Origin of the sequence: Streptomyces sp. YGL11-2, assembly GCF_050054615.1 — a bacterium.
Classification (GTDB): domain Bacteria; phylum Actinomycetota; class Actinomycetes; order Streptomycetales; family Streptomycetaceae; genus Streptomyces.
In genome coordinates, this window is sequence record NZ_JBNHIN010000051.1 from 1 (window position 1) to 16,363 (window position 16,363).

A 16,363-nucleotide genomic window follows, 5' to 3' on the forward strand; every position below is an offset into this window, starting at 1 on the left:
TCGGACTGCTCGGCATCGACGAAACCTGCCCCCGCTGGCTGGACACCTCAGACCCCATGTGCGAAATCCGGGTCTAGAGTTCACGGCATGGCTTCAGACGAGGGGATGACCACCACCCGCATCGACAGCTGGATCTGGTCGGTGCGGCTGACCAAGACGCGTTCGCTGGCCGCCGCGGCCTGCCGGGCGGGGCACGTACGCGTCAACGGCGAGCGCGTGAAGCCGGCGCACACCGTGCGCACCGGCGACGAGGTGCGGCTCCGGCACGCCGGCCGGGAGCGGATCGTCGTGGTGTCCCGGCTGGTGCGCAAGCGGGTGGGCGCGCCGGTCGCGGCCGAGTGTTACGTCGACAACAGCCCGCCGGCCCCGCCGCGCGAGGAGGTCGCGCTCCTCGCCATCCGGGACCGGGGCACCGGCCGGCCCACCAAGCGCGACCGCCGCGAGATGGACGAGCTGCGCGGGCGGACGGGGCTCGGTCCGGAGCGGAACTGAGGTCCGCCCTAAGGCACTTCGGGCAGCGCGTCCACGTAGACCCACGCGCCGTTCTCGCGGACGAAGCGGCTGTGCTCGTACTGGCTGCCGGACCGGCCGCGCAGCGTGTAGTGCGCGCAGAACTCCACCGTGCCCTCGTCGTGGAAGGCGCTGCCGCCGGACGTGCCGAGGATGTCCAGGCCGGTCCAGCGCTGCACCGGGTCCAGTTCGAGGCCGCCCGGCCGGGTCGCCGAGTACCAGGTGCGCAGCAGGTATCCGGTGTCGCCGACGGCGAAGGCGCTGTAGCGGGAGCGCATCAGCCGTTCCGCGGTCGGGGCGGCGGCGCGGCCCTGGTGGAAGGGGGCGCAGCAGTCGCCGTACGACGCGTCGCGCCCGCAGGGGCAGGGGGCGTCGGGGGTGCCGGCGGCCGGGCGGACCGGCGCCTGCTGGGGCTTGGGTGACCTGCGCGGATTCCGCGCCTTCTGGGACTTCGGCACGCCATGATTGTGCCGGGTCGGCGGGGACGGCCGGCGACCGGCGCCGTACCGCCCGGGGCGGAGTCCGCGGGAGCTGGCCCATTTGGGCGGTTTCAATGATAAATCAGCCATTTGCAGCTTTTAATGGCTTGATACCGGCTGTGAGGCTGGAAGAACTCACGGTGACCGTCCCCACATCCAGGAGAGAACCCATGATTCTGTCCATCTCCGGCGTCGTCCTGCTCGGCGTCATCGTCTTCCTCTTCTTCCGCAAGGGCGGCCTCAAGTTGTCCCACGCGCTGGTCTGCGCACTCTTCGGGTTCTACCTGGCGGGCTCGGCCATCGCGCCCAGCATCAAGGCCGGTGGGGCGAGCCTGGCCAGCCTCCTCGGCGGGATCAAGCTCTAGCGGGCGCAGCCCGACGCCAGCAGCGCGGCGCCGCGAGCACCGCCCGTACGGGCCCGCCCACCCCGTCCGGGCGGCTTCGCGCGCAGCGCGCCCCGGCTCACCGCCCGCACCGAGCCGGACCGCCGCCCGTACGAGCAACAGGAGACAGCTGTGGCCCGTCGCCCCCTGCCCCGCTTCCTCACCACCGCGCACCGCTCGCCCGCGGAACTGGCGCGCAGCGCCGCCGACGGCGCCTTCGACGTGCTGCATCCGCTGATCACCATCAGCCGCGGCCTGCGCCGGCTGGCGGCCGCCGGGTGCGAGCGCTGGGCCGCGACGCCCAAGGAGCAGCGCGGGCCGCTGTGCTTCCTGGTCGCCGCCGGGGTGCTGATCGTGGCGCTGGTGCCGTACGGTCCGGTGCTCGCGCTGATGGCGGTGATGGCGGTGTCGGCGTGGGTGGGACGGGAGCTGCCGCCGGAGGAAGAGGAGGAAACCGGCCCGAGCGAGGAGGAGACCGGGCGGTTGCAGGCGCTGTACGAGGCGCTGGTGCCGTACCTCGCCACGGAGGGGGACCCCAGCCCCCTCTACGCCCATGACGGCGACTGGGAGGGGGCGTTCAGTGAGTACGCCTTCGACGACGGCGGACGGCTGGAGCAGCTGCGGCTGATCTACCCGACGTACTTCACCGACGGCGAGGAGGCGGCCCGGCGGCGCATCGAGCAGGTGCTGCACACCAAGTCCGGCCGCGGCCGGGAGTACCGCTTCGCCTGGAACGAGGCGGCCAACGAGCTGCTGATGACGGCCCTCGGCCCGCTGCCGACCGATATCGCGGCGCAGCACTTCGTGGCCGCCCCGGGCGAGATGGTGCTCGGGTTCACCGACCCCGACTCCGTCCAGCGGACACTGCCGGTGGTCCGCGGGGCGGAGGACGGGGACGAGCCGCCGGTGGTGTGGCGCATCGGCGCGCGGTCCACCGAGCCGCATCTGCTGGCCCTGGGGCATCCGGGCACCGGCGCCACGACGCTGCTCCGCTCGCTCACGCTCCAGGCGCTGCGGCACGGCGACGTGCTGGTCGTCGACGGCAGCGGCACCGGCGAGTTCGGCGCCCTGATCGGGCGGCGGGGCGTACTGGCGGTGGAGAACGGGCTGTCGGGGACGCTGGCGACGCTGCAGTGGGCGGCGCACGAGACCGAGCGGCGGCTGATCGCGGCCAACCGCGCGCGGCAGGCCGGCGCGCCGGCGCCCGAGGACACCCGGCGGCCACTGTGGATCATCGCGGACCGGCTGACGGCGCTGACCCATCTCGCGGCCGTGGAGGGCCGCGACGATCCGCAGCGGCTGCTCCAGGTCCCGCTGCGGCACGGCCGGTCGGCCCATGTGACGGTGGCGATGGCCGACCAGTTCGAGAGCGCCGAGCTGCTGAGCGAGCCCGTACGGGCCCACACCAGGGCCCGGATCGTGCTCGGCCCGGCCACCGCGCAGGAGATCGCGGCGGTGCTCGGGGCACCGCCGCACACCACGCCGACGCCGTACATGCCGCCGGGCCGCGGCTACGCCCGGCTGGGCAGCGGCCCGGTCCTGCGCCTCCAGGTGCCGGCCACACCGGATCCGTACGACGAGGCCACCGACGAGGTGTTCCGGCAAGCGGTGGTGGCGCTGCTGCCGGAGCGCACGGTCCCGGCCGAGGTCGCGAGCGCGCCGGAGCCGGTGACCTTCACGAAGCGGTCGGTGGCCGTCGAGGCGGCACCGGTCGACACCCAGGAATGACGGGGCATCAGTGCTCCTCGGGCCGCTGCACCAGAACCTCTTGACGAGCCATCAGGCCACGAAGACGTGCCGCGACTGGTCCGGCTCCGCCGGGGCACCGGTCGCCACCAGCCGGGCGGCCCGCGCCAGCCGGACCGCGGCCTCGTCCGCGACCGCCCCGTTGACGGTGAACGGCAGCCGCACGAAGCCCTCGAAGGCGCCGTCGACACCGAAGCGCGGGCCGGAGGGGACCCGCACACCGAGCCGCTCCCCCGCCTCGGCGATCCGGGAGCCGGAGAGCCCGCCCGTCCGCACCCACAGCGTGAGGCCGCCGTGCGGAATGCTGAACTCCCAGTCGGGCAGATGCCGTCCGAGGGCCTCGACGATCGCGTCGCGGTTCTCGCGGGCCTGGTCGCGGCGGATGCGGACGGCCTCCTCCCAGCCGCCGCCCTCCAACAGCGAGGCGATGGCGAGCTGTTCGAGGACGGGTGAGCCGAGGTCGGAGTAGGCGCGGGCGGCGATCAGGCTGCGGATGATGTCGGGCGCGGCCCGCACCCAGCCGATGCGCATCCCGGCCCAGAACGCCTTGCTGGCCGAGCCGACGGTGATCACGGAGCTGCCCGCGGGGTCGAAGGCGCAGACCGGGCGCGGGAGTTCGGTGCCCGGATCTAGCTGGAGCTCCCTCATGGTCTCGTCGACGACGAGCAGGGTGCCGGCCGAGCGCGCGGCGTCGACCATGCGGCGGCGCTGGTCCTCGGTGGCGAGGGTGCCGGTGGGGTTGTGGAAGTCGGCGACGACATACGCCATGCGGGGTGCCGCGTCGCGCATCACCTGGCGCCAGGCCGGGATGTCCCAGCCGGCCAGCCGCTCGCCGAGCGCGACGGGGACGAGCCGGGCGCCGGCGTCGCGCATCAGCTGGAGGATGTTGGCGTACGAGGGCGAGTCGACGGCCACCCGCTCGCCGGGGCCGGTACAGAGGCGGCAGATCGCGGCGACGGCGCCCATCGCGCCGGTGGTGACCATGATCTGCTCGGGCATCGTGGGGATGCCGCGGGCGGTGTACCGGTCGGCGAGGGCCTGGCGCAGGACGGGGAGGCCGGCCGGGTAGTCGCCGTGGGTGTGGGCGTAGAGCGGCAGATCGGCCATGGCGCCCTGGACGGCGCGGGTGAGCCACGGCTCGGGGGCCGGGAGGGCGGCGCAGCCGAGGTCGATCATCGAGCCGGCGGCCTCCGGCGGGAGCGGCTCCAAACCGCGGGTGGGCAGCGGGTTGCCGGCCGGGACGGCGGTCCAACTGCCGGAGCCGCGCCGGGACTCCAGGAACCCTTCGGCGCGCAGCGCCTCGTAGGCGGCGGCGACGGTGGTGCGGCTGACGCCGAAGGCGGCGGCCAGCTCACGCTCGGCGGGAAGCCGGGCGGCGACCGGCACCCGGCCTTCGAGCACGAGGAGGCGGACGCCGTCGGCGAGGCTGCGGTAGGCGGGCAACTTCCGCCCGACGGCGGTCAGTTCGGCGTCCCGCGGATCTTGCGAGCGGAGCAGCCGGGCGAGTTGGGGCGCACCCACCGCCGAAGTCCACTGAGCCATGAAGATCAGTCCACCTTCCCCGAATTGGCTCTACTTCCCGAGACCGGACACGCCACATGGTGTCATGCGTCAGTCCAATCCTGCCATGAGGGGGAAGAGTCGTGTCCATCACCCAGGGGTCCGGTCCCGGGAGGTCCTTGCTGCCGCGCCGGCTGGTGCAGCTCTATGTGGGACTGACGCTGTACGGCGTGAGCATGGGGCTCATGGTCCGCGCCGGGCTCGGCCTGGAACCGTGGAGCGTCCTGAACCAGGGCATATCCCGGCATACGGGGCTGTCGATCGGCACCGTCACCATCGTCTCCGGGGCCCTGATCCTGCTGCTGTGGATCCCGCTGCGGCAACGCCCCGGCCTGGGCACGGTCTCGAACGTGGTGATCCTCGGCCTGGTCATGGACGCCACACTGGCGCTGCTCCCCGAGATCCACGCGCTCACCGCCCGCATCCCACTGCTCGCCTTCGCCGTGGTCCTCAACGGCACCGCGACCGGCCTCTACATCTCGGCCCGCTTCGGACCGGGGCCCCGCGACGGCCTGATGACCGGGCTGCACCTGCGCACCGGCCGCCCCGTACGGCTGGTGCGGACCTGCATCGAGGTGACCGTCCTCGCCGTGGGGTTCGCACTCGGCGGGTCCGTCGGGGTGGGCACCGTGCTCTACGCCCTGGCCATCGGGCCGATGGCCCAGTTCTTCCTCCGCCGCTTCGCGATCAAGGGACTGCCCGAGCAGCCGTCCCTGGTGGTGGCCCGCGGCCAGGCGTCACCCGAGCACGCGATACTGCCGGAGTGACCTCCGCGATACGCCTCCGCCACCCCTACCTCGACCATCCCGGCCCGCTCCCCTTCGCCCACCGGGGCGGGGCCGCGGACGGCCTGGAGAACACCGCGGCCGCCTTCCGGCACGCGGTGGACCTCGGCTACCGCTACCTGGAGACCGACGTCCACACCACCTCGGACGGCGCGCTCGTCGCCTTCCACGACGCGACGCTGGACCGGGTCACCGACTCCCAGGGCGCCATCGCGGCCCTCCCCTGGCGCGCGGTACGCCGGGCCCGGGTCGCCGGACGGGAGCCGCTGCCCCTCTTCGAGGAGTTGCTGGAGGAGTTCCCCGAGGCCCGCTGGAACGTCGACCTGAAGGTGGAGTCCGCGCTGGAGCCGCTGCTGGCCCTGCTGCGCCGGGCCAACGCCTGGGACCGGGTGTGCGTCGGCTCGTTCTCCGAGGCCCGGGTGGCACGGGCGCAGCGGCTGGCCGGCGGCCGGATGGCCAGCTCGATGGGCACCCGCGGAGTGGCCGCTCTGCGGCTGCGCTCGTACGGACGCGGGGCGCTGCCGCTGGACCGGCTGCTGGGGGTGGCCGTACGGCGCAGCGCCGTCTGCGTCCAGGTCCCCGAGCGGCAGTCCGGTATCCGCGTCGTCGATCCGCTGTTCCTGCGGGCCGCGCACGCACTGGGGATGCAGGTCCACGTCTGGACGGTCAACGACGCCGACCGGATGGCGACGCTGCTGGACCTCGGTGTGGACGGCATCATGACCGATGAGATCGAGACCCTGCGCACGGTGCTGACCGAGCGGGGGTGCTGGGTCTAGGGTCGGTCCGCCGGGTCGGGGCGGAAGGCCCTGGCCGACCGCCGTGGTGGACGCGCGCCGGGCCCCCGGGATCGCCGCGCATCCTTTGGGACTCCCGCACCGGGCCCGGCCAGGGGTTGTCACCTCAGCTCACGGGCGTGTAGTGATGACCACCACTCAAGCGATCGCATCGGGGCGCTGCGCACGGTACCGACCGAGCCGAAGTGCGGGGGCCGGCCGCCGCGCCGCCGGCCGTCCGCCGCGCCGAACGGGGACGGAAGACGGGGGTATCTGTGCGGAGCACACAAGTCGGGGCCGGGGGACCGGAGGCGGCAGCGGCCGCGGAGCGGGCCGGGCGGCGCCGCGAGCAGCGCGGCTGGTACTTCTACGACTGGGCGGTCAGCGCCTACTCGGCGATCGTGCTGACGGTGTTCCTCGGCCCGTATCTGACGTCGGTGGCGAAGGCCGCGGCGGACGCGGAGGGATTCGTCCACCCCCTGGGCATCCCGATGCGCGCCGGCTCCTTCTTCGCGTACGCGGTGTCCGCGTCCCTGCTGCTGTCGGTGCTGGCGATGCCGGCGGCCGGGGCGCTGGCAGACCGGACCGGCCGGAAGAAGCCGCTGCTGGGCGGCTGCGCGTATACGGGGGCCGCGGCGACCACCGCGATGTTCTTCCTCGGCGGCGACCGCTATCTGCTGGGCGGGGCGCTGCTGATCATCGCGAACGTCTCGTTCGTCGTGGCGATGATGCTCTACAACTCCTTCCTGCCGCAGATCGCCGAGCCCGACGAGCGCGACGCGGTCTCCTCGCGGGGTTGGGCCTTCGGCTACGCGGCCAGCGCACTGGTCCTGATCGTCGATCTCGCGCTGTACGCCGGGCATGACACGGTCGGCGTCTCCGAGGGGACGGCGGTACGGATCTGCCTGGCGACCGCGGGCCTGTGGTGGGGCGTCTTCGCGCTGATCCCGCTGCGGCGGCTGCGCGACCGGCCGGCGGCCGGCGGCACCCGGGGCGCGGCGGGCGGCGCGGTGATCGGCCATGGCTGGCGCCAGTTGCGGGCGACGCTGCGCGATATGCGCCGCCATCCGCTCACCCTCTCCTTCCTGCTGGCGTACCTCGTCTACAACGACGGCATCCAGACCGTGATCACCCAGGCGTCGGTCTTCGGCTCCGAGGAGCTGCGGCTGGACCAGACCACGCTGATCGTGTCGATCCTGGTGGTGCAGGTGGTGGCCGCGGCGGGCGCGCTGCTGCTGGGCCGGCTGGCCCGCACGTACGGCGCCCAGCGGACGGTGTTGGGTTCGCTGGTGGCCTGGACGCTGATCGTCGCCGCGGGGTACTTCCTGCCCGCGCGGGCGCCGGTGTGGTTCTTCGCGCTGGCCGTCGGGATCGGGCTGGTGCTGGGCGGCAGTCAGGCGCTGTCGCGGTCGCTGTTCTCGCATCTGATCCCGCGCGGCAAGGAGGCGGAGTACTTCTCCGCGTACGAGATGAGCGACCGCGGGGTGAGCTGGCTGGGGCCGCTGGTGTTCGGGATGGCCTACCAGCTGACCGGGAGCTACCGGGATGCGATCGTGTCGCTGGTGGCGTTCTTCGCGATCGGTTTCGTGCTGCTGGCGCGGGTGCCGGTGCGGCGGGCGATCGCGGCGGCCGGGAATCCGGTACCTGACCGGATTTAGCTCCTGGGCGTGCGGGCCGGTAGTGTACGCCTTTGGCTCACCAGGCGGACCGTTACTGCGCGCTCAACTCCGTGAAGCGCTGGGTGACATCTGCTGCCAGATGTGACAAACCGGGCGTTGGTGGGTACAACAAGGGGCGGCACGACGGGCGACGCAGGCGACGCATGTCCCGATGACGGGAATCTTCACCGCCGACCGGACGTTGACCGGATGACGACGACAGCGACACCTGTCCTGTGGGCGACAAGCCCGGGAGGCACGATTCATGAGTGAGCGAGCTCTCCGCGGCACGCGACTCGTGGTGACCAGCTACGAGACCGACCGCGGCATCGACCTGGCCCCGCGCCAGGCGGTGGAGTACGCATGCCAGAACGGACATCGATTCGAGATGCCGTTCTCGGTTGAGGCCGAGATTCCGCCGGAGTGGGAGTGCAAGGTATGTGGTGCACCCTCTCTTCTGGTGGATGGGGATGGCCCTGAGGAGAAGAAGGGCAAGCCCGCGCGTACGCACTGGGACATGCTCATGGAGCGGCGGACCCGCGAGGAGCTCGAGGAGGTGCTGGCCGAGCGGCTGGCCGTCCTTCGCTCCGGCACCATGAACATTGCCGTGCATCCGCGCGACAGCAATCGCAAGTCCGCCTGACAAGCGGGCTGCGCCGAGCAGCGCAGAAGGGCCGGGCCACCGATCTCTGGTGGCCCGGCCCTTGTGCGTTCCGCTCCGTACGCTGCGGTCTCAGCCGGTCAGCGGCGGGTCCTGGCGGCGCGCGGCCGGGGGACCGTCGTCGCGGATGACCTCGCCCTGGACGACCTTGCCGTCCGGCCGGTGCATCCGCGCCTGCTGGTAGGCGTCGCCGAAGGTACCGGGCGCGTAGGAGCCGGGACGGGTCAGCAGCTTGTCGGCGCCACGCAGGACCAGCCGCCCGGTCGGCGGGAAGAGGCAGAGCAGCCCGAGCACGTCCGACAGCAGGCCGGGCAGTATCAGCAGCAGCCCGCCGATCATCGGGAGGGTGTTGCCGGTGCCGGACGAGCCGGTCTCCTGCGGTTCCGCCGGGGCGCCGCCGGCCTGGAGGCTCCCGGTGAGGTTCCGCCAGGCCCGGCGGCCGGCCCGCTTGATCACCGCGCCGCCGGCGATCACGCCCGCGACGAGCAGCAGAAACACCGTCAGCCCGCCGGCGGCCCCGGCGACCACGGTGAGCAGCCAGATCTCCAGCACCATCCAGGCGGCGACGCCCAACGGGACGAACCGGCGGGCGCGCGATCGGTGCTGCTGGGGACTGGGCGGTGGCGTGGCTCCGAACGTCATGCCACAAGTGTGCCTGGCCCGGCCGGCGTCCGGATCAGCGCCCGCGGATCTTGTCCACCCGGGAGCCGACGCCCCAGGCGGTGATCCGCCACAGCGCCTCCACGACGATGTCGCGGCTCATCTTGCTGTCACCCAGCTCCCGCTCGATGAAGGTGATCGGCACCTCGACGACGTGGAAGCCCGCCCGCACGGCACGCCGCGCGAGGTCGACCTGGAAGCAGTAGCCCTGCGAGGCAACCTCCTCCAGGCCCAGGCCCTTGAGGGTCGCGGCCCGGAACGCCCGGAAGCCGCCGGTCACATCGCGGATCGGCACGTCCAGCATGATCCGGGAGTACGTGCTGCCGCCGCGGGAGAGGAATTCGCGGTGCTTGGGCCAGTTCACCACCCGGCCGCCCGGCACCCAGCGCGAGCCCAGCACCAGATCGGCGCCCTTGAGGGCGGTGAGCAGCCGCGGCAGCTCCTCGGGTTGGTGGGAGCCGTCCGCGTCCATCTCCACCAGCACGTCATGGCCGTGGTCGATGCCCCATCGGAACCCCGCGAGGTAGGCGGCGCCCAGCCCCTCCTTGCCCTTGCGGTGCAGGACATGGACCTGCTCGTCCTCGGCGGCCAGTTCGTCAGCGAGCTTGCCGGTGCCGTCCGGGCTGTTGTCGTCCGCGACGAGGACATGCGCCTCGGGGACGGCCGACCGCACCCGCGAGACGATCGGCTTGATGTTCTCCGCCTCGTTGTACGTCGGAATGATCACCAACGTGCTGCCGAGGGGGCCGTACTGCCGCTGACCGTCTGTCACTGCTGTCACTGCTGTCCCTTCTCGTCCTTCGTACGCCCACGCCGACCACTGACCACAGCAGCCCCGCAGGACAGGAGGCCCACGATAGCGAGCACCCACTCGGGTGCCGCGCCAATGCGGTCGGCAAGCGTCGTTTCGTCGCGCAGGGGGATGCGCGCCGACACGACACCCTGGGTGAATTCGGGAATCTGGTGCGTAATCGTTCCGTCCGGAGCGACCACCGCGCTGATTCCGCTCGTGGCCGCGGTGACCACCGCACGGCCGTGCTCGACGGCCCGCAGTTTGGACATCGCCAACTGCTGCTCGGGCTGGCCGGTGCGCCCGTAGGTGGCGTTGTTGGTCTGGATGACCAGGGCGCGGGCGCCGGCGTCGACGGTGTCGTGCACGATCTCGTCGTAGGCGACCTCGAAGCAGATGACATCGCCGAGCCGTGCGGGGCCGACCTTCAGCAGGCCGGTGTGGTCGCCGGGGTAGAAGTCGCGGGGCACCCGCTGGAAGCGCGTGATGATCTTGCTGAGCTCTGCGCGGAACGGCACGTACTCGCCGAACGGCACCGGATGCTGCTTGGTGTACGAGGCGCCCGGCCCGGTCCTGGGGTCCCACACGATGCCCTCGTTGAAGACATAGCCCGGCTTCGTCGGATGGTCGACTAGGGCGCCGACGAGGACGGGGACGCCGATGGCCTTGACCGCCGCGTCGATCCGGTCGTACGCCTGCGGGTACTGGAACGGGTCCAGGTCGGAGGAGTTCTCCGGCCAGATGACCAGGTCCGGCTTCTTCGCGCGGTGGTGCCTGATGTCGTCGGCGAGCTTCTCCGTGGCGGTGGCGTGGTTGTCCAGGATCTGCATCGGACGGCCCAGGAAGTCCATCCCGGGCTGCTGGACGTTGCCCTGGACGACGGCGATGTCGACACTGTCGTCGGCCTTGGTGGGGACCGGCACCGCCAGACCGGCCAGGGTGACCGCGGCGGCGAGCCCGAACGCCTCCAGCGCCGGGACCGCCCGGCGCACCGAGCCGTTGCCGCGCAGCCCCCAGAGGGTGGCCGCGCAGGCTGCCAGCAACCCGCCGGCCAGCGCGACGGCGAAGGTCACCAGCGGCGCACCGCCGAGCGCCGCGAGCGGGGTGAACGGCGAGCCCGTGTTGGCGAACGCCAGCCGGCCCCAGGGGAAGCCGCCGAACGGCAGCCGGTCGCGGGCCCACTCCTGGGCGACCCACAGACATGCGGCCCACACCGGCCAGGCCGGCAACCGGGAGGTGAGCGCCAGTCCCGCCCCCATCAGCAGCACGAACAGGGACTCGGCGACGGACAGCCCCACCACCGCGTCCCAGCCGATCACGTGCAGCCACTTGAGCAGCAGCAGGAAGAACGGCAGCCCGAAGGCGAAGCCCGTCCAGGCGCCCTGGCGCGCGCTCCGGCCACGGGTCAGCAGCGACAGCGCGGCCACCGCGACCAGGGAGAGCGGCCACCCGCCGTACGGCGGGAAGGCCAGGCCGAGCGCGAGGCCGGCGACGACCGCGAGGCCGGTGCGCGGTGCCTCGCGGCGGGTCAGCGCGGCCAGTCGGCGGGCGCGGCCGGGGCGCCGGGCATCGCCGGTGGCACCCGTCGCGGTGGGCGGCACCGAGCCGCCGGGCGCGGTGCCGCCGGCGGCTTCTGCGGTGGTATCGGAACCCGATGGCACGGTCGCGGGCCTTCCTGCAGGTCGTGCGGTAGTCAGCTGACCGTACATCGGAGGGCCGCCGTGGCGGGGGCGGGGTGCGCGGGCGCAACGGGCCGCGGAGGGGTGCGGATCGGGGCCCGGCACCCTTCGGGCCGACCTGGGACCCGCTGGCTGCGGGTCAACCGAGAGCCGTTGTCTACTGAGCGCCGGGCCCCATCCGGGTCGCACCTGTCGACCGACCTAGCCATCGCCCCGTGCCGCTGAAGCTGGACCTGGCTCCCAGTGGCGGTGTGCCGGTTGGCTCGCCGCCCCATGGCCCAGCTGCGATCGACGACTGCGCGGAGGTCTCGCGGTCGGACGTCCTGTGGTGGACTCGGCCGAACCTACCGGCCCACGGCCGCCTGCTGTCAACAGTCGCTCCGCATGCGTCGTTTTCGCGTCGTCCCAGGTCAGTGCCGAGCCTTCCCAGACAGGGCAAGCAGCTTCGGGCACGGCCTCCGACGGCACCTGCCTGCGCGATGTCACTCGTTCGGCCGGTCGAAGATGGTCCAGCCGGCAACTACCGTCCGCAGGCACACCGGGAGGGCGTTGCCGGGGCTGAGATCGGGCAGGCCCGGGGTGCCCGAGCGCGGGTCGGTCGACCAGCGCTCGACGCGCTCGTCAGGGGCCTGGACGATCAGCTCGCCGGTCTTCCAGACCGCGTAGTCGGCGGGTGCGCCGGGCACCAGGACGCCCGCGTCGTCGCGGCCGATGGCGCGCCAGCCGCCGCGGGTGTGCGCGGTGAACGCGGCGCGGGCGGAGATGCCGTGGGCGGGGGTGCGGTGGAAGACGGCGGCGCGCAGGGTGCCCCAGGGGTCGAGCGGGGTGACCGGGCTGTCGGATCCGAGGGCGAGCGGGACACCGGCCTTGAGCAGGGCCGCGTACGGATTGAGGGTGCGGGCCCGGTCGGCGCCCAGGCGGGTCGCGTACATGCCGTCGCCGCCGCCCCAGGCCGCGTCGAAGGCGGGCTGGACGGAGGCGGTCAGGGCCAGGTCGGCGAAGGCGGCGATGGTGGCCCCGGTCAGCATCTCGGCGTGCTCGACGCGGTGCCGGGCGGCCCGGATGCGCTCCAGGCCGACGGTGCCGGCGGCGGCGCGGACGCCGTCGGTGACGGCAGTCAGCGCCGCGTCGCCGATGGCGTGGAACCCGGCCTGGAGTCCGGCCTCGGTGCAGGCGGCGACATGGGCGGCGACGGCCGCCGCGTCGAGGTGCGCGGTGCCGGTGTGGCCGGCGTCGGCGTACGGGGCGTGCAGATGGGCGGTGTGCGAGCCGAGCGAGCCGTCGGCGAAGAGGTCGCCGGCGGCGCCGGCCGCACCGAGCTCGCGGATGCGTTCGGCGTCCTTTGCGGATGCGATCAGCTCGGCCCAGTAGCCGATGACGCGGGGCCCGCGGCCTTCGGCGGCCAGGGCGAGCAGGGCGGTGAAGTCGTCCTCGCCGGAGATGTCCGGCCCGGCGCACTCATGGAGGCTGCCGATGCCCAGGGACGCGGCCCGGGCGAGCGCGGCGGCCTGCGCGTCGGCGCGCTGAGCCGGAGTGACGGTGGCGTAGGCGGCGGCCCGTGCGGCGTGGTGCGCGTCCCCGGTCAGCGGGGTCCCGGGGTGGAAGCCGGACCGCTCGCGGATGCCGGGGACCAGGTCGAGCAGGGCGGTGGTGACGACGGCGGAGTGCACGTCGACGCGGGTGAGGTAGAGGGGGCGGCCCCCGGTGGCGGCGTCCAGTTCGGCACGGGACGGCGGGCGGCCTTCGGGCCAGGCGCTGGCGTCCCAGCCGTGGCCGAGCAGCACGGTGTCCGCGGGGCGGGCGGCGGCGTACGCGCGGATGCGGGCGAGCGCGTCGGGCAGGGTGGTGGCGGCGGACAGGTCGAGGCCGGTGAGCGCCAGTCCGGTGGCCGTGGTGTGCACATGTGCGTCCGTGAACGCCGGGGTGACCAGTGCACCGTCGAGGTGGACGGTCTCGTCGACGCCGTCGGCGAACGAGTCCGCCGCGCCCTCCTCGCCGACCCAGGCGATCCGGTCGCCCTCGACGACCATCGCGGTGGCGAAGGGGTCCGCGGGGCTGTGCACCTCACCGCCCCGGAGAAGGACGGTACGGGGCCGGGGCCGCCCGGCGGGGTCGGGGATGTGCTCGCTCATAACGGACAGTCTGGCGCCTGCGCGGGGCGGGCCGGCGCCCGGGGGTCGGCTCCCGGCCAGGTCAGATACGGGGCGGGCGGGCCTCGTACGGGGTGGAGAGCACCACCGTCGTACGGGTCGAGACACCGGCCAGGGTGCGGATGCGGGTGAGCAGGTGCTCCAGCTCCAGGGGGGTGGCGACCCGGACCTTGAGGATGTAGTTCTCGTCGCCGGCGACGCTGTGGCACGCCTCCAGTTCGGGGACCTCGGCGAGCCGGTCGGAGATGTCGTCCGGGGCGCTGGGGTCGAAGGGTTTGACCGAGATGAAGGCGGTGAGCGGCAGGCCCACGGCTTCCGGGTCGACGATGGCGGCATAGCCGCGGATGACACCGCGCTGCTCCAGGCGGCGCACCCGCTGGTGCACCGCCGAAGTGGACAGGCCGGTGGCCTTGCCCAGGTCGGTGTAGCTCATCCGCCCGTCCTTGACGAGCAGATCCACGATTTGTCGGTCCAACTCCTCCACCCGCTCAACCTACTGCGCGCGGGCGCATATGCGCACCGTGCGCCGGATCGTGGACACCCGCACGCCCCTCCATGTGAGCAATGCCACACCCGTGACGCGGGGTACGCGGGGCGTCAGCGATTATGCACCCGGCATGAAGGGCATTGCTGGTGTTGGCCGAGACCGCCGGTCACACGATGGAAGTCAGCGGTCCGAGTGGCCCACCCGAGGGGGATGGACATCATGCGACGCCTTGAGCAGGACTCCGCCGCAGCGAACGCCGGCGTTCAGGAGGGCGACAGTCTCGGCTTCCCCGCCGACGACGGTGCGTACGATTCCTTCGACACCTACGAGATCTACCGCGTGACCTGCCCGGACTGCGGGCAGCCGATCGGGCTGCTGGCGGACGAGGACACGCTCCCGGAGCACGCGCTGTGCCCGTCGCCGTGGAACCCGTTCGGTCTGACGGTGTGCCGGGGTTCCGGCCGGCCGGCGCTCGACGCCCCGGAGACCGACGACATGATGGACGCTCAGGAGCAGGACGCGGCCGTGCTGTTGACGCTTCCCGCGGGCCTGGACTGGCGGCGCCAGCCGTTCTCGCACGTGGGCGGCATCGGTGAGCGGCCGGCCCGGGTGCCGCGGATGCGCCGCCGCGGCTGAGCCGGTACGCCGGCCGCGGCCGTCTCACCGGTAGCGGCCAGCGAGCATCGCCTCCAGGGTGTCCCGGTGCAGGATCAGCCCGTCGGCGCCGGCCGGGGCCGGGATCTCGCCGAAGTACACCTGGCGGTAGGCGACCCGGAGCATGACGACGGCGTGCCGCAGGGCCGCGGAGAGGGTGTGGAACTCCATGTGGCGAGGCCGGTGCCCGGTGAGCCGGGCGTAGCGGCTCTCGACGCGGTCGCGGCGCAGGAAGTCGGGCAGTCCCGGCTCGCCGCCGCTCTCCGTGCGGTCCTGGAAGAAGCGGTGCAGGTAGACCAGCCAGCCGAGGTCGAGTTCGCGGGGGCCGAGTGCGGCCATCTCGCAGTCGAACACCGCGGCCGGCTCGAAGCCGTCGTAGCCGACGTTGCCGATCCGGGCGTCGCCCCAACTCACCACTCCGTCTCCCCCGGATCCGCCGCCCAGTGGTCGGCGAGCCAGGCGAAGCCGCGCTCGATGAGTGGGGAGCGGGGCAGTCCGTCGACAACCCAGGAGTAGTAGGCGCGTTGGGCCGCGACATGGCGGTGCAGGGAGCTGCCGCTGCCGGGTGCGGCGAGGAAGTCGGCGGTAGTGGTGGGGAGTTGGTCGTGCAGCCTGGCGAGGATCGCGACGTTGGCGGCTTCCAGGTGGTCGCGTTCGACGTCGGTGGCGGTGGCGGTGGCGGTGTGCAGCCAAATCCCCTCGTACGTATAGGGCATGACGTCGGGTGGGACCCGGCCGCCGGCGCGGGCCATGACGAAGAACGGGGCGCCGAGGTGGGCGGGGTCGGCTTCGTACCAGGGATCGGGTGGTCGGACACGGTCCCCTCCCTGGGCGCGATCGGCGGCGGATCACCGCCTGGGGAAAGGAATTGACGGCGCGTCAGATACCTTGCGGCGGCCACACCCCCGGGGGGTGCGGGGGGCGCGATTCCGTCGAGCGCCGACCCGGGAGGCGGCGACCGCCGGCCCGGCGTGCGCGAGGGCGATGGCGTGTGGTCGGATGGCCGCGGTGGCGGCGGACGACCGGGGCGCCGCGCGGATCACGGGGTGGGGACACCGGGCCCCGGAAGGAACGGGGTGCCGGATGGCGCTGGCGGTACGCGGTTCACGGCTGATCACCGTCGACGGGACACGGTACCGGTGGGCGGTCTCGCCGGACGCGGCCGGGCTGGCGGTGGTCGCCGGCTGGGCGGACGGGGACGGCGCACGGATGGCGACCTGGCGGGATCACGGCACGGTCATCGCACCGGGCGAGGTCGCGGCACTGATCCGCAGAGCGCGCGAGCACGGCTGGAATCCGCGGGAACGGGGGCCGCAGCACACCTTCCGGCTCGACGAGGACGGCTACCGGCGGCTGTGAGGCGGGCCGGGCCGGGATGCCCGGCC

General features: G+C 73.2%; 16 protein-coding genes and 1 pseudogene. 9 read left to right on the top strand and 8 right to left on the bottom strand.

All coding sequences use genetic code 11. The features are described 5' to 3' along the window. Positions 1-105 precede the first annotated feature (105 nt). Positions 106-195 (top strand): annotated as a pseudogene (locus ACO1BR_RS35590) (RNA-binding S4 domain-containing protein); the annotation flags it as partial. A gap of 305 nt (positions 196-500) precedes the next feature. On the opposite strand, the gene ACO1BR_RS35595 reads toward ACO1BR_RS35590, so the two are convergent. After that, complete coding sequence (locus ACO1BR_RS35595) at positions 501-968, bottom strand: YchJ family protein (RefSeq protein WP_426799251.1); 468 nt, start codon at positions 966-968, stop codon at positions 501-503. 191 nt (positions 969-1,159) lie between these two features. Here ACO1BR_RS35595 and ACO1BR_RS35600 point away from each other — a divergent pair, with 191 nt between their 5' ends. Both ACO1BR_RS35600 and ACO1BR_RS35605 read left to right on the top strand, forming a co-directional pair. After that, positions 1,160-1,354, top strand: coding sequence for a hypothetical protein (locus tag ACO1BR_RS35600; protein WP_159506882.1), 195 nt, complete (start codon positions 1,160-1,162; stop codon positions 1,352-1,354). Positions 1,355-1,504: 150 nt separating this feature from the next. Beyond that, complete coding sequence (locus ACO1BR_RS35605) at positions 1,505-3,100, top strand: hypothetical protein (RefSeq protein ID WP_426799252.1); 1,596 nt, start codon at positions 1,505-1,507, stop codon at positions 3,098-3,100. Between the two features lie 51 nt (positions 3,101-3,151). Here ACO1BR_RS35605 and ACO1BR_RS35610 read toward each other — a convergent pair whose 3' ends face one another. Beyond that, a complete protein-coding gene (locus ACO1BR_RS35610; protein ID WP_426799253.1) occupies positions 3,152-4,660 on the bottom strand; it encodes a PLP-dependent aminotransferase family protein in 1,509 nt (502 codons plus the stop codon). A 194-nt stretch (positions 4,661-4,854) separates the two neighbouring features. Here ACO1BR_RS35610 and ACO1BR_RS35615 point away from each other — a divergent pair, with 194 nt between their 5' ends. The 4 genes from ACO1BR_RS35615 (at position 4,855) to ACO1BR_RS35630 (ending at position 8,540) form a co-directional block, all read left to right on the top strand. Continuing rightward, positions 4,855-5,445, top strand: coding sequence for a YczE/YyaS/YitT family protein (locus tag ACO1BR_RS35615; protein WP_426799294.1), 591 nt, complete (start codon positions 4,855-4,857; stop codon positions 5,443-5,445). Next, positions 5,442-6,242, top strand: coding sequence for a glycerophosphodiester phosphodiesterase (locus ACO1BR_RS35620; RefSeq protein ID WP_426799254.1), 801 nt, complete (start codon positions 5,442-5,444; stop codon positions 6,240-6,242). The genes ACO1BR_RS35615 and ACO1BR_RS35620 overlap by 4 nt, the downstream gene beginning before the upstream one ends. Before the next feature lie 272 nt (positions 6,243-6,514). Continuing rightward, entirely contained in the window at positions 6,515-7,897 is a 1,383-nt protein-coding gene (locus ACO1BR_RS35625; RefSeq protein WP_426799255.1) for an MFS transporter, read from the top strand. Positions 7,898-8,162: 265 nt separating this feature from the next. Continuing rightward, entirely contained in the window at positions 8,163-8,540 is a 378-nt protein-coding gene (locus ACO1BR_RS35630) for an RNA polymerase-binding protein RbpA (RefSeq protein WP_026170122.1), read from the top strand. Positions 8,541-8,630: 90 nt separating this feature from the next. Here the strand turns inward: ACO1BR_RS35630 and fxsA are convergent, their stop codons facing one another. The 5 genes from fxsA to ACO1BR_RS35655 all read right to left on the bottom strand — a co-directional run bounded on the left by fxsA (position 8,631) and on the right by ACO1BR_RS35655 (position 14,321). Further along, positions 8,631-9,200, bottom strand: a complete 570-nt coding sequence (gene fxsA, locus ACO1BR_RS35635) for an FxsA family membrane protein (protein ID WP_426799256.1) — start codon at positions 9,198-9,200, stop codon at positions 8,631-8,633. A gap of 34 nt (positions 9,201-9,234) precedes the next feature. Beyond that, positions 9,235-9,990, bottom strand: coding sequence for a polyprenol monophosphomannose synthase (locus tag ACO1BR_RS35640; protein WP_426799295.1), 756 nt, complete (start codon positions 9,988-9,990; stop codon positions 9,235-9,237). Between the two features lie 5 nt (positions 9,991-9,995). After that, a complete protein-coding gene (gene lnt, locus ACO1BR_RS35645; protein ID WP_426799257.1) occupies positions 9,996-11,669 on the bottom strand; it encodes an apolipoprotein N-acyltransferase in 1,674 nt (557 codons plus the stop codon). A gap of 500 nt (positions 11,670-12,169) precedes the next feature. Then, a complete protein-coding gene (locus ACO1BR_RS35650; RefSeq protein ID WP_426799258.1) occupies positions 12,170-13,819 on the bottom strand; it encodes an amidohydrolase in 1,650 nt (549 codons plus the stop codon). A gap of 61 nt (positions 13,820-13,880) precedes the next feature. After that, positions 13,881-14,321, bottom strand: coding sequence for an Lrp/AsnC family transcriptional regulator (locus ACO1BR_RS35655; protein ID WP_043268198.1), 441 nt, complete (start codon positions 14,319-14,321; stop codon positions 13,881-13,883). Between the two features lie 213 nt (positions 14,322-14,534). On the opposite strand from ACO1BR_RS35655, the gene ACO1BR_RS35660 reads away from it, so the two are divergent. Next, entirely contained in the window at positions 14,535-14,960 is a 426-nt protein-coding gene (locus ACO1BR_RS35660; protein ID WP_426799259.1) for a hypothetical protein, read from the top strand. A gap of 24 nt (positions 14,961-14,984) precedes the next feature. On the opposite strand, the gene ACO1BR_RS35665 is transcribed toward ACO1BR_RS35660, so the two are convergent. Then, positions 14,985-15,830: a phosphotransferase gene (locus ACO1BR_RS35665; protein WP_426799260.1), complete on the bottom strand. Its 846-nt coding sequence runs from the start codon at positions 15,828-15,830 to the stop codon at positions 14,985-14,987. A gap of 231 nt (positions 15,831-16,061) precedes the next feature. Between ACO1BR_RS35665 and ACO1BR_RS35670 the strand changes: the two genes are divergently transcribed. Further along, positions 16,062-16,337 carry a hypothetical protein gene (locus tag ACO1BR_RS35670; RefSeq protein ID WP_426799261.1) on the top strand — a complete coding sequence of 92 codons (276 nt, stop codon included), beginning with the start codon at positions 16,062-16,064 and terminating at the stop codon, positions 16,335-16,337. Positions 16,338-16,363 lie beyond the last annotated feature (26 nt).

Coding starts and splice junctions, on each gene's coding strand:
- ACO1BR_RS35660 (WP_426799259.1), top strand. CDS start 14,535: ATGGACATCATGCGACGCCTTGAGCAGGACTCCGCCGCAGCGAACGCC.
- ACO1BR_RS35600 (WP_159506882.1), top strand. CDS start 1,160: ATGATTCTGTCCATCTCCGGCGTCGTCCTGCTCGGCGTCATCGTCTTC.
- ACO1BR_RS35650 (WP_426799258.1), bottom strand. CDS start 13,819: ATGAGCGAGCACATCCCCGACCCCGCCGGGCGGCCCCGGCCCCGTACC.
- fxsA (WP_426799256.1), bottom strand. CDS start 9,200: ATGACGTTCGGAGCCACGCCACCGCCCAGTCCCCAGCAGCACCGATCG.
- ACO1BR_RS35670 (WP_426799261.1), top strand. CDS start 16,062: ATGGCGCTGGCGGTACGCGGTTCACGGCTGATCACCGTCGACGGGACA.
- ACO1BR_RS35610 (WP_426799253.1), bottom strand. CDS start 4,660: ATGGCTCAGTGGACTTCGGCGGTGGGTGCGCCCCAACTCGCCCGGCTG.
- ACO1BR_RS35615 (WP_426799294.1), top strand. CDS start 4,855: ATGGGGCTCATGGTCCGCGCCGGGCTCGGCCTGGAACCGTGGAGCGTC.
- ACO1BR_RS35630 (WP_026170122.1), top strand. CDS start 8,163: ATGAGTGAGCGAGCTCTCCGCGGCACGCGACTCGTGGTGACCAGCTAC.